Source organism: Reichenbachiella sp., assembly GCF_039941815.1.
Taxonomy (GTDB): Bacteria; Bacteroidota; Bacteroidia; order Cytophagales; family Cyclobacteriaceae; genus Reichenbachiella.
In genome coordinates this window covers 188,796-202,779 of the sequence record NZ_JBDVDW010000014.1, presented here as the reverse complement: position 1 = coordinate 202,779, position 13,984 = coordinate 188,796, and the positions used below count along the sequence as shown (strand labels likewise).

12 protein-coding genes are annotated in these 13,984 nt (G+C 42.7%); 6 read left to right on the top strand and 6 right to left on the bottom strand.

Going from position 1 to position 13,984, the window contains the following annotated elements; translation table 11 throughout:
• Window positions 1-186: 186 nt before the first annotated feature.
• From ABJF11_RS01800 to ABJF11_RS01785, 4 genes are all read right to left on the bottom strand, one after another.
• Entirely contained in the window at window positions 187-903 is a 717-nt protein-coding gene (locus tag ABJF11_RS01800) for a metallophosphoesterase family protein (RefSeq protein WP_348117595.1), read from the bottom strand.
• 116 nt (window positions 904-1,019) lie between these two features.
• Window positions 1,020-1,310, bottom strand: coding sequence for a VF530 family protein (locus tag ABJF11_RS01795; RefSeq protein WP_348117593.1), 291 nt, complete (start codon window positions 1,308-1,310; stop codon window positions 1,020-1,022).
• Complete coding sequence (locus ABJF11_RS01790; RefSeq protein WP_348117591.1) at window positions 1,303-1,764, bottom strand: DUF4440 domain-containing protein; 462 nt, start codon at window positions 1,762-1,764, stop codon at window positions 1,303-1,305. Before ABJF11_RS01790 ends, ABJF11_RS01795 begins: the two co-directional genes overlap by 8 nt.
• 47 nt (window positions 1,765-1,811) lie before the next feature.
• On the bottom strand, window positions 1,812-3,128 hold the full coding sequence (locus tag ABJF11_RS01785) for a DEAD/DEAH box helicase (protein WP_348117589.1): 1,317 nt from the start codon (window positions 3,126-3,128) through the stop codon (window positions 1,812-1,814).
• Between the two features lie 323 nt (window positions 3,129-3,451).
• Here ABJF11_RS01785 and ABJF11_RS01780 point away from each other — a divergent pair, with 323 nt between their 5' ends.
• The 6 genes from ABJF11_RS01780 to ABJF11_RS01755 all read left to right on the top strand — a co-directional run bounded on the left by ABJF11_RS01780 (window position 3,452) and on the right by ABJF11_RS01755 (window position 11,195).
• Window positions 3,452-3,781 carry a GIY-YIG nuclease family protein gene (locus ABJF11_RS01780; RefSeq protein WP_348117587.1) on the top strand — a complete coding sequence of 110 codons (330 nt, stop codon included), beginning with the start codon at window positions 3,452-3,454 and terminating at the stop codon, window positions 3,779-3,781.
• Window positions 3,782-3,985: 204 nt separating this feature from the next.
• Window positions 3,986-5,527, top strand: coding sequence for an SDR family NAD(P)-dependent oxidoreductase (locus ABJF11_RS01775; protein ID WP_348117585.1), 1,542 nt, complete (start codon window positions 3,986-3,988; stop codon window positions 5,525-5,527).
• 70 nt (window positions 5,528-5,597) lie between these two features.
• Window positions 5,598-6,209, top strand: coding sequence for an FKBP-type peptidyl-prolyl cis-trans isomerase (locus tag ABJF11_RS01770; protein ID WP_348117582.1), 612 nt, complete (start codon window positions 5,598-5,600; stop codon window positions 6,207-6,209).
• A gap of 218 nt (window positions 6,210-6,427) precedes the next feature.
• Window positions 6,428-6,763 (top strand): PadR family transcriptional regulator, encoded by a 336-nt coding sequence (locus ABJF11_RS01765; RefSeq protein ID WP_348117579.1) that lies wholly within the window; start codon window positions 6,428-6,430, stop codon window positions 6,761-6,763.
• On the top strand, window positions 6,763-9,429 hold the full coding sequence (locus ABJF11_RS01760; RefSeq protein WP_348117576.1) for an ABC transporter permease: 2,667 nt from the start codon (window positions 6,763-6,765) through the stop codon (window positions 9,427-9,429). The genes ABJF11_RS01765 and ABJF11_RS01760 overlap by 1 nt, the downstream gene beginning before the upstream one ends.
• A gap of 218 nt (window positions 9,430-9,647) precedes the next feature.
• A complete protein-coding gene (locus ABJF11_RS01755) occupies window positions 9,648-11,195 on the top strand; it encodes an AbgT family transporter (RefSeq protein ID WP_348117573.1) in 1,548 nt (515 codons plus the stop codon).
• 94 nt (window positions 11,196-11,289) lie between these two features.
• On the opposite strand, the gene ABJF11_RS01750 is transcribed toward ABJF11_RS01755, so the two are convergent.
• Both ABJF11_RS01750 and dnaK read right to left on the bottom strand, forming a co-directional pair.
• Window positions 11,290-11,757 (bottom strand): hypothetical protein, encoded by a 468-nt coding sequence (locus ABJF11_RS01750; protein ID WP_348117570.1) that lies wholly within the window; start codon window positions 11,755-11,757, stop codon window positions 11,290-11,292.
• Between the two features lie 162 nt (window positions 11,758-11,919).
• Window positions 11,920-13,845 (bottom strand): molecular chaperone DnaK, encoded by a 1,926-nt coding sequence (dnaK, locus tag ABJF11_RS01745; RefSeq protein WP_348117567.1) that lies wholly within the window; start codon window positions 13,843-13,845, stop codon window positions 11,920-11,922.
• Between the last annotated feature and the right edge of the window lie 139 nt (window positions 13,846-13,984).

The following is a 13,984-nucleotide window of genomic DNA, read 5'->3' as shown; positions in this document are numbered from 1 at the left end:
TGAAATAAACGTACACTGTTCTTCTATTTTGTTTCAACTACTCTGCTTTTCAGGGTAGATATTAGATACCTGTAAATTATCTTTCTCAGAAGGGCTGCTGTCTGGCTGCTGACCAGACGAATTGTAAAATAAGGAAATCAGGCGATGATCACAACTGGATCGAAACGTTATTATTTAATTATGATTTTAATCAAACCAAATCACCTCAGAGTTCAATTCATGCGCTTTGATGTCCAGGATGCGATACGCAAAGTTAAGGTGGTCTTCTATTTCTGCCTTTTCAGAGTGTCTTTTGATCTGGATACTGGCGGAAGGGGTGATGGTTTGGTGGATGTTTTCTACTGTCATACAATCATCCATATGTAAGTGGCCACAAAAGATATGCGCCGATTTAGGATGTGATTTTAGCAGGTCAAAGATTTGCGCATCTCCAGCCAGCGGGAATTCGAGCTGTGGGGTGGTGTTGGTTTGCAGGACTGGATGATGGATGAATAGCAAGAGGTCTTTTTCTGTTTGCAGTTCTGCCTGGAGCCAGGCCAGTTGGGTAGTGCTGATGGCATCCGAAGACGAGTCCAGATAGATGGATTTGTACCCTTCGCTCTCCTCACTCCAGTACCATTCGTTTCGATCGGCTATAGACGCTGGTCTGCTGGTTTGGACTACCTCAGCGAAATTTTCATGATTGCCCAAGATGATATTGTAGTCTATTTGACTTTGATCAAGCGTATCGAAAAACTGACGATGAGCTGCTTGGGACCCTATATCCCCCAAAAAGAAAAGCTGTTGGATACCTCTGGATTGGATATCGGCCAGGATAGTTTTCCAATTTTCCCAGGGCTTAGCGCCAGCTTTTGAGGTGAAATCTTCTTCTGCATGGAGGTCTGTGACTAGGGCGATTTTCATTTAGTTATCTATAGGTCATTCAAATCATGATCAACGCATTTGCAGGTCTCGGGTTTTAGATCTCAACCACCAATTTGCCTTTCGCTTTGTTGTTGATTGAATCGGCATAAATGGAATTACTTCTTGTAATATCTGGCTTTGCCAGGGTCTCTTTTTGGTTTTACTCTACGGCTGTAGCCACGTTTGAGAACGTGAAGATAAAATCGCTCCACTTTTTCACGGGCCCATGGGGTTCTTCTCAGAAACATCAAACTGGATTTTATCGACGGGTCATGGGTAAAACATCTGATATCTACCTCTTCGCCGAGATGTTCCCATCCGCATATTTCCACTAGCTGTTCCAGCATATCTGCCAGTTTTACGCCGTGTAGCGGATTATTTACTTGGTCGTTTTGCGGTTCACTCATTTTGAATTCGGGTTGAGTGCATCATTTTCAATTTCCATCCTGAGCCTTTTTTTACAGCGACAGCGCTCTCCAACCAATGCATACGCCCGACCACGTTTCCATTTTTTGTCCAATAAGCATAGTTGTCATAGGCCAACCAAATCATGTCACCGGATTTCTCAAATTTGATGAATTCGAATCTGTTATTTCTAACAGTACTGTCCGGATAGATCAGGGCTTTTCTGATGTAGTTTTTGATCGTGTCATTGTTCCATACTTCCCCGTGCTCTAGCAATAGAAAGTCCGAGGTCAGGTGAGTCTCGACTTTGGTCGAATCAAAATCAGAAAGGAGATCTTGAAAAATGTCGATAATGAGTTGCTTGGCCGCCTGCTCTTCTTCTGGCGTAGGCTTCACCTGAGCCATAGTGGAAGCTGAACTGGCGAACAATAGTACAATAGCTAATAGATGTTTCATGCTGAATAAATACAGTGGTGTATGACAAATATAATAGAGAATTCCAGCTATGACTTCAGTACAGAAATTCTAACCTTTTTCTTTTTCAATCTCGAATTGTTCAACTGCTGGCTGAGCTGAGCTGACTTGGCCAGAGGAACGGCCACAAAGGCACAATCCAGTTTGAGTTCAATGATTCCGAGTTCCTCCTTTTTCAATCCGCCTTGCTTCATGAAAAGGCCTGCAATGTCACCTTTCGATATTTTGTCCTTTCGTCCGCCAGAGATAAATAGGGTAGTCCAGGAGCTGTCAGAAAATCGAGAGCTCGGCTGTATTTTTTCTTCCTCAATGTCACTGGCAAAACCAGGAATCCTTTCGTTTTTCCCGATCAATAAATAGGCCGTTCCGCTGCTGTTCATTCTAGCCGTTCGTCCATTTCTGTGCGTAAATTCTTCCGCTTTAGGTGGCAATTGATAATGGATGATAAAATCCAACTCAGGAACATCTATCCCTCGGGCTGCCAGGTCTGTAGCGAGCAAAAGTCGACTGGTTCCATTTCTAAACTTGATCAAAGCTCTTTCGCGATCTTGCTGTTCTAAGCCGCCATAAAAGCAAGAGTGACTGATGCGGCTGCCTTCTAAGTAGTCGCTCACGATTTGTATCGTGTCTTTGAAGTTGCAAAAAATAATCCCGCTGCCTTCACCGATATGCCCCAGCAATTGCTCCAGGGATTCTAGTTTGTCTTTCGTAGAAGCCATCACAGTCTTTAGTGTCAACTGATTTTTGGCGCCTCCAAGAAAATCCAGTCTTTCTGGATTGTTGATGTCCATGAAGTCTGGTATCTCTACTTTTTGGGTAGCAGAAGTCAAGATTTTTTTGTCTAAAGTCTTCAAGGCATCCAGGATGTCCATCATTTCCGGCTCGAAGCCTACTTCTAGTGACTTGTCAAATTCATCTAATATGAGCGTTTTGATGCTATCTGTATGGATGGTTTCTCTGCGCATGTGGTCAGCGATACGCCCAGGTGTACCGATCAGGATAGCGGGTGCGTGTTTGAGATCGATTTTGTCTTTGGATCCTGCACGTCCACCATAGACTGCGTTGGTTTTGTAACCACTACCCATTTCCCGTACTACTTGTTCGATCTGAATGGCTAGTTCGCGTGACGGCACCAGAATAAGTACCTGCACCTGATCTGAGTTTGGGTCCAGGCCAGCAAGGACAGGAAGTAAAAATGCCAGCGTTTTTCCTGTTCCGGTAGGTGAGAGTAAGACCACTTCCTTGTTGTTGGCAATAGCCTCATGAGCAGCTACCTGCATTGGATTGAGCTGCTCAATGCCCAATTTTTTCAAAATAGCTTCCTGATCCTTGATGTTTTCTGACATTCGGCAAAGTTAAGGTTTACCGTATTAAAGAAGTTACTCCAAGCCACCTCTTTAATTATTAGTTGCGATGATTGCACATAAGGTTGAATGTAAGTCATTTCGTAAGAAGGAACGACTGCAGAAATCTCCTTAGGAATAAGCAGTAGCTGAATTACAGCATATAGCTAAGGAGATTCCTCCACTCCGTTACGGAATGACATCGAGGAAATGAAAATCAGTCCATAAGGAAGAATGGTTGAAGAAAACTTGTCATGTTAAATAGTAAAGCGCTTTGTTCCAGGAAGCTATTTTGACTTCTCGTTTCAAATTAATACTTTTCAAGTATGCCTAACTATTTCGTTTACATTGTCACAAATCCGGCAAAGACTGTTTTGTATACTGGAATGACCAATGATTTGGAAAGGAGAATTATTGAGCATTTTAGGAATAGAGGAAATAACAAGACTTTTGCTGGAAGGTATTATTGCTATAATTTGGTGTGCTATGAGCGATTTCATTCATCAAGCCATGCTATTGAAAGGGAAAAGGAAATCAAAGATTGGAACCGTTCAAAAAAGGAAACACTCATTAGTGAATTCAATCCTTCTTGGGGAGCTCTGAATGGTAGCATCATGCAATGGCCGCCGCCACCAGAAGTAATGTCTAATTATTGAAGCGTGCCTTGATTTTTCGGAATAACTAAATGATAAGATTCCTCCACTCTGCTACAGAATGACGTCTACGAAATGAAAGTCATTTCGTAGGGAAGCATGACCGAAGAAATCTTATTAGCTAAACCCTGAACGGCTATAATGATAATTCAGAATTTGGAAGGTCAGGTTTTAATTTGACTACTTCGACATATCTTTGCGCCTCGAATGGCAAAAGAGAAGAAAAATATCAGCAAAGAGGACTTGGAGGCTTGCTTGGCCACATTAAAAGAATTGGCGGCCGATAGTCAACCATTGGTGGACCTGACTGAGGAACAGCGTGTGGCTTTGATGAAGGCGGCAGGAGAGGTCTCTCGGCCAGATCGAACCGAATTGCGAAAGCGAAGGAAAGATCAGAAGATCAAAGAAAAAACTCAGATTCGAAAGCAAGATCGCCAGGCTAGAGAGGCTACAGGTATCCGGTCGGCCCGAACTGCCAAAATATTTGAGGCTCCAGATCAAATATTACTTCCAGCAGCCAAATTGGATATGGAAGGGCAGGAGCTGAATTCTCCAAGAAACTGCTATGTCTGCAAAGCTGAGTATACCAAGCTACATCCGTTCTATGATACGATGTGTGAGACTTGTGGAGATCTCAACTATGCCAAGCGATTCCAAACTGCTGACTTGACGGGTCAAGTGGCATTGATGACTGGATCGCGCCTCAAGATCGGCTACCATGTTACGCTGATGATGCTGCGTGCTGGCGCTACTGTGATTGCCACCACAAGGTTTCCGGCAGATTCGGCTATTCGCTTTGCCAAAGAAAAAGACTACTACAAGTGGAGTAATAGGCTACATATACACGGACTGGATTTGAGGCATACTCCTAGTGTGGAGCTGTTTTGCACCTACATCGAGCAGACCTATGATCGTTTGGATATCCTGATCAACAATGCCGCACAGACCGTTCGTCGTCCGCCTGGATTTTATACTCACATGATGGACATGGAGCAGTTGCCATTCGAAGAGCATACCGCAGACGTGCAGCAATTGCTCACGAGTCATCACAATTGTCTAAACAGAATCGGAGCGGTGAGCTCATCAGGAAAAGACACGTCTACCTTGGCAGTATCCTGGAATGAAAAAGCACCGGGCTTAGGTCTTCGTGCTTCTGCTCAGTTGTCTCAGATTCCATATAGCTATGATGGCGCGTTGCAAAACGAAGAAGTATTTCCTGAAGGGAAACTCGACGTGGATTTGCAGCAAGTAGATCTGCGTACGACCAATTCCTGGAGACTCAAGCTAGGGGAGGTGCCTACGCCGGAATTGCTGGAAGTGCAGTTGGTGAATTCTATTGCGCCGTTTGTGCTTTGCAACCGATTGTCTACAATGATGAAACGAGAAAACACAGGGATCAAGCATATTGTGAACGTGACGGCGATGGAGGGCAAGTTCTACCGATTCAAAAAAGAACCAAGACACCCACATACCAATATGGCAAAGGCAGCACTCAACATGTTGACGCATACATCGGCTGGAGAATTGGCCAAGCATGGCATTTACATGAATGCCGTAGATACGGGCTGGGTGACAGACGAAGACCCGGCACAGATTGCCAAGTTCAAAGAGGAAGTACACGACTTTCAGCCGCCTTTAGATATTGTAGATGGCGCTGCAAGAGTGATGGACCCTATTTTTGATGGTATCAATAGAGGAGAGCACTGGTGTGGGAAGTTCCTGAAGGATTATTTTCCGATTGACTGGTAGAGTTCCTTGAGTGAGATTGGCTTCACTAGATATTTCTCCTACCTTTGCGTGCTTATAAAAAAAACAAAAAATGACGGAATTAAATACTGAAGAGCAGAAATTCAGTTACGGACTAGGACAAAGTGTAGGTACCAATTTTACAAACGAAGGTTTTAATGAAATCTTTGACCTCGATGCCTTCATGAGTGGATTGGGAGATTCTTTTGCGGGTCATAGTGAACTGACAGTTGAAGAAATAAATCAGGTAATCCAGAAGAAAATTGGTGAGCTGAAAGCTGCGGCCCACGGTGATGCCAAAGAAAAAGGCGAAGCTTTCTTAGCAGTAAATGCTGTAAAAGAAGGCGTGACTTCTTTGCCAAGTGGCTTGCAGTACGAGATCATCGAATCGGGCGATGCTGCAGGCGACAAACCATCGCTGACTAGTCAGGTGACTACCCACTATACTGGAGCCTTGATCGACGGCAAAGTGTTTGATAGCTCAGTACAACGTGGTGAGCCGGCTACGTTTCCAGTAAATGGCGTCATCCCAGGATGGACAGAAGCGCTTCAATTGATGGTGCCAGGAGACAAATGGAAATTATTTATTCCTTATGATCTGGCGTATGGCGACAGAGGGGCAGGAGCGGACATTCCTCCTTTTGCGGCCTTGGTATTCGATATTGAATTGATTTCGGTAGCCTAATAACAAAATTGAATGTATTAAGAAAAGGGGCCTATATAGGCCCCTTTTCTGTTTTTAGAGGGTTTGGAAGCTTTATTGCAGCCCTGGATCCCAAACCTTTCTTTCGATAGTTGCGTAGAAATGTTTATGTTTGCAAAAGTGAGGATTATAGCAACACCAATAATCCTTTTTTAGTAATAATAATATTTACAAAAGTGAGGATAATATTTTAACGAATCATGAGTAGAGCATATTTAGGAGAATTTGAAGAACTGGTATTGTTGATAATTGCATCGCTGGGAAATGAAGGATATGCAGTATCGGTGAAAGACGCGCTGTCGGATCAGGCCAATCGCAAGGTGAACATCAGTGCAATTCACTCGGCACTGTACCGACTGGAAAAGAAAGGGTTTTTAAACTCTCGCATGGGAGGAGCCACCAGCACCCGGGGTGGAAAAAACAAAAGGATATTTCAGGTGACTGCCGCAGGATTTTCTGCGCTACAGGCGTCTAAGGATTTAAGAAGCAGTATTTGGAAGACCATTCCTCAACTTTCTTTTGCCGTAATCAACTAATGAACAAAAAACATCCTAAAGGGCCTCCTGCATTGGGCACTTATCTTCTAAAGAAGATTTATGGAGAAGAAATGCACGAAGAAATTTCAGGTGATTTTAATGAGGTTTTCGAACAACGAAAAAAGCGGCAAGGTCATTTGATGGCTTCTTTCAGATATGTATGGGATTCCGTGCTGTCCGTCAGAAACCTGGATTTGAAAAGTCAAAACTCAATTATAAAAACAAGCAATACAGCGATGATCAAGAACTACTTAAAAATGGCACTGCGAGTGCTGCAAAAGCATCCTACCAACTCTGTGATCAATATTTTCGGCCTTGCTATCGGTATGGGAGTGTGTTTGATGATTTATCAATACATCCATTTTGAATCCAGCTTTGATAAATTTCATCCAGGAGTCGATAATACCTACCGCGTACTTCTGGACTATTCTCAAAACGGAGAACCTCAGGGTACCGGTGCCCATACCAGTTTTGGGTTGGGAGTAGTGGGCAAACAGGAGATTCCTGAGCTCAAAGAGTTTGTTAGAATCCACCCGCAGTATGGAGGTGCCGTTTTGACTAATCCGGAAAACGGGCAGCCATACAAAGAGGAAGATATGTTGTTCGTAGACCCTGCTTTTTTGCAAATATTTAATTTTCCACTGAAGGCAGGAAACAAGGATTTGGTGCTCAATGAAAAACAAAGTATTGTGATCACCGAGCGTATGGCGGTCAAATATTTTGGAACAGAAGACCCCATGGGTCAGGTTCTTCAGTTGGATGGTGGTTGGGCTTCGGGCAGCTTTGTTGTGACTGGCGTATTGCAACCAATCCCGGCGAATAGCCACCTGCAATTCGACTTTCTCATGCCCATCAAATTATTGACAGAGGATCACCGACAATACAAAGAATCCAGCGGTTGGGGGTGGAATAACTTCGTTACCTATGTTCACCTACGTGAATCTGCAGACTTGCAACAAGTGGCTGATAAATATGATCAACTGATTCTGGCCTACGATCAGGATTTGGCCAAATCTACCACTTCGGTGAGCGTTATTTTTCAGCCCGTAGCTGACATACATTTGAAATCAGATTATTCTGGTGATCCAGCGACCAACAACGGCAGCTTGAGGGATGTACAAATATTCTCCATTATTGCGATTATTATATTGGTCATAGCTTGGGTAAACTATATCAATCTGTCTACTGCGCGAGCTATGTATAGAGCCAAAGAAGTAGGTGTTCGCAAATCGATTGGAGCGTTTCGTGGTCAACTCATTTATCAGTTTGTAGTAGAGTCAGCCCTGGTCAATATTTTGGCGGCATGTCTGGCGTTAGGCATTGCATACATGCTTTTACCAGTTCTGAATGAGATCATTGGGCGGCAACTGGAAATGACTGTAGTACAAGAATTAGGTTTTTGGATATCTTTTTTAACTATTACTCTCTCCGGGTCTCTTCTTTCCGGACTTTACCCTGCATTTATCCTCTCTGCATTCAAGCCTTCAAGCATGCTGGGTTCTACCAGGAAGGCGTCCAAAGGAGGGGTGAATCTAAGAAGGGGCTTGATAGTTTTCCAATTTTGGATCTCGGCGTTACTTATATCAGGCACCTATCTGGTATATGCTCAAATCTCCTATATGAAAAATCAGGAATTGGGGATAAACATGGAAAAAATTGTGGTAATCAATGGCCCTGAGGTCAATCTGAACAGAGAGACTATAAAAGAGAAAATGAATACATTCAAAAATGTAACTGGATCTCATCACTCGATATCCATGGTGACCGGCTCTGGTTCAGTGCCAGGCAAAGGTTATAATTGGCGTACTGGCATGTGGCGATTTGGAATCTCAGAAGACGAAAGCAAATCAGGTAATGTGGTCTTTGTAGATCATGATTTCACCAAGACCTATGACTTCGAATTTCTGGCAGGACGATCCTTCTCAGAAATGGCCTCTGAAGAAAATGGGTTTATCATCAATGAAAAGGCACTGCAAGTATTTGGATTGGGTTTACCGGAAGAGGCTATTCAGCAAAAACTGATTGTGGGCGGTTGGGACACGGTTCGCGTCATGGGTGTAATCAAGGATTTTCATTGGAATTCGCTCAAGGATGAGCATTCGCCTTATATTTTCGCGCATCAGGGCAGTAATAGTTACATTTCATTTAAGATTGATTTGCAAGATATTCCCGGCACTTTGGCTCACATTGAAGAAACGTATGACGCTGTGTTTCCAAACAATCCATTCAACTACTTTTTCCTCGATGACGAGTTCAACAACCAGTATCAAGCTGACCTGCAATTTGGAAACTTATTTACTTCGTTTTCTATACTCGCCATTTTCATTTCGTGCTTAGGACTATTTGGGCTGGTAGCATTTTCTACCAATTCCAGAATCAAAGAAATTGGCATCAGAAAGGCATTGGGTGCAGAAGTACAAAGTTTGATGCTGCTGCTCTCTAAGGAGTACATGATCCTATTGCTGATCGCCAACGTACTGGCAGCGCCTATCATTTTTGTCTGGGGCCAATCCTGGCTTGAGGATTATGCATATAAAGTGAATTTGGGTATTGGACTATATCTGATACCAGGATTGATCTTAGTCGTTATTTCCTTGATCACGGTGAGTTATAAAACCTATGCTGCGGCTAAATCAAATCCAGTAATAGCGCTCAAAGTGGAGTAGATCATATGGTGCTCGACCTATCTATGGAACCACTTCAGATGGTTCTTCACTTTTCGTTATCGAATAACGGGCTCTTGTAAGACTCCATGCTTTCTTTAGCATTGGAGTCTTGTTTTATGAAAATTGATTTAATTGAATTATTTTGGTAGGATTTACTGAAAAGTAAATGGCTTTTCATCAATGATGAAGAGAGAATGATACAACTTAAATCAAACAAAATGACTACTGATTCGTCCGATGACAAAGGGCTGGTAAACAAATTACTTGGCCATGTAGAACGTATAGGAAACAAATTACCTGATCCAGCCATCCTGTTTTTAATATCAATGCTTATCGTTTGGATACTTTCAGCATTGATGTTCTCAATAGAGTTTACTGACATCAATCCGCGCGATGGAATGCCTATTCGCGTTCAAAATTTACTGACTGGCACAGCCATGACCACTTTTATGGCCAATATGGTGGGAATTTTTACAAGTTTTGCGCCATTGGGAGTGGTGCTTGTGGCCATGCTGGGGGTAGGAGTGGCAGATGGCTCCGGATATATTCATACGGCGATCAAAATGATGCTGAAAAAGACGCCTGGTTTTCTTTTGACTCCGGCAGTCATTTTTGTGGGCATTGTTTCTCATTCTGCTATTGATGCAGGATATGTCCTGGTGATACCGTTGGGAGGGATCATTTTTTATGCTGCCGGGAGGCATCCTATGGCAGGGATCGCAGCAGCTTTTGCAGGTGTGTCGGGAGGCTTTAGTGCCAATCCGTTACCATCTGCTATTGACCCGTTGCTACAGGGCTTTACGCAGCCGGCGGCACAGATCATTGATCAATCCGTGCAGGTCAATCCCTTGGGCAACTACTACTTCACAGCAGCTTCAAGTATTTTGGTTACGCTGATTGGTTGGTATATCACTGATAAGATCATCGAACCGAGACTGAATAAAAACAACCCAGTAGATGCGGATGTAGAAAAGGCACCCGACATGGGTAGCTTCACTGTCGAAGAGAAAAAAGGATTTTGGACTGCTACAATTGTGACTCTGGTCATCTTTGTATTATTTGTACTAGCACTTATTCCGACAGATTCACCCTTTAGAGATGCGACAGGTTCGCTTACTTCGTTTACTGCTCCCGTTATGCAGTCTATCGTTCCACTCATCTTTTTGTTTTTTTTACTTCCAGGTGTGATTCATGGTTTCGTATCCGGGAAATTTAAAACCAGTAAAGATGTAATCGACGTAATGTCCGAATCCATGAAGGGAATGGCTTATTATGTGGTAATGGCTTTCTTTTGTTCGTTGTTCATTTATGCATTTGCTACTTCAAACTTGGGTGCTCTGTTAGCCATCAAAGGCGCAAGTTTTCTGAAAGGTCTGAATTTATCCGGTCCGGTCACGATTACCGGAATTATTTTCCTCGCAGGATTTGTCAACCTATTCGTGGGTTCTGCTTCTGCCAAGTGGGCTATGTTAGCGCCTATCTTCGTACCGATGCTCATGCAGCTAGGCTATTCACCAGAGCTCACACAAGCGGCTTATCGTGTTGGTGATTCTTCAACTAACATTATCACCCCATTGATGCCGTATTTCCCACTGGTAGTAGTGTTTTGTCAAAAATATGTGAAGTCTACCGGGATTGGGACTCTGGTCTCTGTGATGATTCCTTATTCCATTGCTCTTATCATTTTGTGGACTATTTTCCTGGTTATTTTTTGGGTGTTGGGTATTCCACTTGGGCTTCAAGCAAGCTATATGTATGGAGGCTAAATAATCAATAAATAGAAATGAAGTTTGAAAAAGATCTTAACATGATGTTAAGATCTTTTTTTGGTTTAAGGAGAATACCAGGTTTCATAAAGCACTAGTACTTGTATATGGAGTATAATGTAGGAATACACGCGATTTCCGGATTTTCTGACAAATAAAAAATTGAAAACTCATCTCCTGCATTTAGGCTTCTTTTGTAGGCAGATTGGAACGAAAACGATAATTGCTTGTGATCTGCCGTGTACTTAAAAATGTATTTTTTGACTGTCCTTCCATTATGTTCGAAATTAGTATCTTGAATCTCGCTTATTGTCGCAGTGGTTTTGTCCCCATATCTAATAGCAAGAATTGAATTTTTGGTAATTCTCACTTTTTTCTTCACTAAAAAATAACCTATTGCGGGAGAGATCAGCAAGGCAAGTGCTTCGATGTTTCGGGAGCCTAAGAATATAATTATCCCAAAAACACCAATAGAAAGGAGTATTTCACTAAATAAGTGAGGTGGAGTTTTGAAATAGATGGTGGCAATTTCAAAATTACTAATGTGCCTTTTTTCCTGCATATTGTAAAAGCTGTCTTTCGAAAAAGAACAGGTTATCGTATTAATCTAAATTACTATAATTCAGATAAAAAAAGCCTTCCCGGTTTCCCGGAAAGGCTTTGAATCTATTTAGAAACTAGCACTAGGCTAGTGATGTCGATTTTACATCAGCAATTCACCGAATTACTTTTTCTCGTCTACCTCTTCGAACTCCACATCAGATACATCTGAGTCTGCAGCGTCTGCTTCAGGGCCGCCAGCTTGTCCGGCGTCAGCTCCAGGAGCTCCACCTTCGGCGCCTTGAGTCGCAGCATACATTTCTTGTGATGCGCCTTCCCATGCTTTGTTCATTTCTTCCATCGCTGCATCTATTGCTGCCAAGTCAGCACTCTTATGCGCTTCTTTTAGCTTCTCTAGTCCAGCAGTGATTTTAGCTTTATTGTCATCAGACAATTTATCACCAAACTCACTCAACTGCTTTTCTGTCTGGAAGATCATAGAATCCGCTCCATTGAGCTTTTCTATTTTCTCTTTCTCTATTTTATCAGCATCAGCATTTGCTTCCGCTTCTTGTCTCATTTTCTCGATTTCTTCTTCTGACAATCCAGAGGAAGCTTCGATTCTGATACTTTGCTCTTTGTTAGTGCCCTTATCTTTAGACGTTACGTGCATGATACCGTTGGCATCGATGTCAAATGTAACTTCGATTTGAGGGATACCTCTTGGTGCTGGCGGTATGCCATCCAAGTGAAATCTACCCAAGCTTCTGTTGTCCTTAGCCATTGGTCTTTCACCTTGTACCACATGGATTTCTACAGAAGGCTGATTGTCAGCAGCAGTAGAGAAGGTTTCAGACTTTTTGGTAGGGATCGTTGTGTTCGCTTCGATCAGCTTTGTCAATACACCGCCCATGGTTTCAATACCCAAAGAAAGAGGAGTAACGTCAAGAAGCAATACATCTTTCACTTCACCCGTCAATACTCCGCCTTGGATAGCAGCTCCAACAGCTACTACTTCATCAGGATTTACTCCTTTAGAAGGTTTCTTGCCGAAGAACTTCTCAACTTCCTCCTGAATGATTGGAATACGAGTGGATCCACCAACCAGAATCACTTCATCGATATCTGATTTGGACAATCCAGAATCTTTCAAGGCTTGTGCTACAGGCTTCATTGATCTTTTGACCAGTGAGTCTGCTAATTGCTCAAATTTTGCTCTTGACAGTGTTCTGACCAAGTGCTTTGGAATGCCATCTACGGGCATGATATATGGAAGGTTGATTTCTGTGCTGGTAGAGCTAGACAATTCAATCTTAGCCTTTTCAGCAGCTTCTTTCAATCTTTGAAGAGCCATAGGATCTTTTCTCAAGTCTATGCCTTCATCATTTTTGAACTCATCAGCCAACCATTGGATGATTACAGAGTCGAAATCATCTCCACCAAGGTGTACATCACCATTAGTAGATTTTACTTCAAAAACGCCATCACCTAATTCCAAAATTGAAATATCGAATGTACCACCACCCAGGTCATACACAGCGATTTTCATGTCTGCATTTTTCTTATCCAATCCATAAGCTAGTGCCGCAGCGGTAGGCTCATTGATGATTCTTTTTACTTCAAGTCCGGCAATCGCACCAGCCTCTTTAGTAGCCTGTCTTTCTGCATCGTTGAAGTATGCAGGTACGGTAATGACCGCTTCTTTGACTTCAGTTCCCAAATAGTCTTCAGCTGTAGTCTTCATTTTTTGAAGAATCACCGCTGACAACTCCTGAGGAGTATAGTTTCTATCGCCGATTTTTACTCTTACGACGTCATTGTTTCCACTTTCTACAGCGTAAGAAACATTCTTCATTTCATCAGAAACTTCCGCAAATTTCTTACCCATGAATCTCTTCACAGAGCTGATTGTGTTTTGTGGGTTGGTGATTGCCTGTCTCTTGGCTGGATCACCCACTTTTCTTTCTCCTTTACCGCCATCCAGAAATGCCACGATTGAAGGGGTAGTTCTTCTGCCTTCGCTATTTGGGATAACGACTGGCTCATTGCCCTCCATCACAGCAACACAAGAGTTGGTAGTACCTAAATCGATTCCGATTATTTTTCCCATGATATAATTTTATTTATCGCTTTCTAAAATTCTTATTCTATTCTGATTGGGTTGTTATCAACTGCTATGCCAAAGCAATTTTTGGTCACCTGTGATGACAGATTGTCAGAATCTTCATTTGAGATGAGACTATGACTGA

Coding starts and splice junctions, on each gene's coding strand:
- ABJF11_RS01800 (WP_348117595.1), bottom strand. CDS start 903: ATGAAAATCGCCCTAGTCACAGACCTCCATGCAGAAGAAGATTTCACC.
- ABJF11_RS01795 (WP_348117593.1), bottom strand. CDS start 1,310: ATGAGTGAACCGCAAAACGACCAAGTAAATAATCCGCTACACGGCGTA.
- ABJF11_RS01790 (WP_348117591.1), bottom strand. CDS start 1,764: ATGAAACATCTATTAGCTATTGTACTATTGTTCGCCAGTTCAGCTTCC.
- ABJF11_RS01785 (WP_348117589.1), bottom strand. CDS start 3,128: ATGTCAGAAAACATCAAGGATCAGGAAGCTATTTTGAAAAAATTGGGC.
- ABJF11_RS01780 (WP_348117587.1), top strand. CDS start 3,452: ATGCCTAACTATTTCGTTTACATTGTCACAAATCCGGCAAAGACTGTT.
- ABJF11_RS01775 (WP_348117585.1), top strand. CDS start 3,986: ATGGCAAAAGAGAAGAAAAATATCAGCAAAGAGGACTTGGAGGCTTGC.
- ABJF11_RS01770 (WP_348117582.1), top strand. CDS start 5,598: ATGACGGAATTAAATACTGAAGAGCAGAAATTCAGTTACGGACTAGGA.
- ABJF11_RS01765 (WP_348117579.1), top strand. CDS start 6,428: ATGAGTAGAGCATATTTAGGAGAATTTGAAGAACTGGTATTGTTGATA.
- ABJF11_RS01760 (WP_348117576.1), top strand. CDS start 6,763: ATGAACAAAAAACATCCTAAAGGGCCTCCTGCATTGGGCACTTATCTT.
- ABJF11_RS01755 (WP_348117573.1), top strand. CDS start 9,648: ATGACTACTGATTCGTCCGATGACAAAGGGCTGGTAAACAAATTACTT.
- ABJF11_RS01750 (WP_348117570.1), bottom strand. CDS start 11,757: ATGCAGGAAAAAAGGCACATTAGTAATTTTGAAATTGCCACCATCTAT.
- dnaK (WP_348117567.1), bottom strand. CDS start 13,845: ATGGGAAAAATAATCGGAATCGATTTAGGTACTACCAACTCTTGTGTT.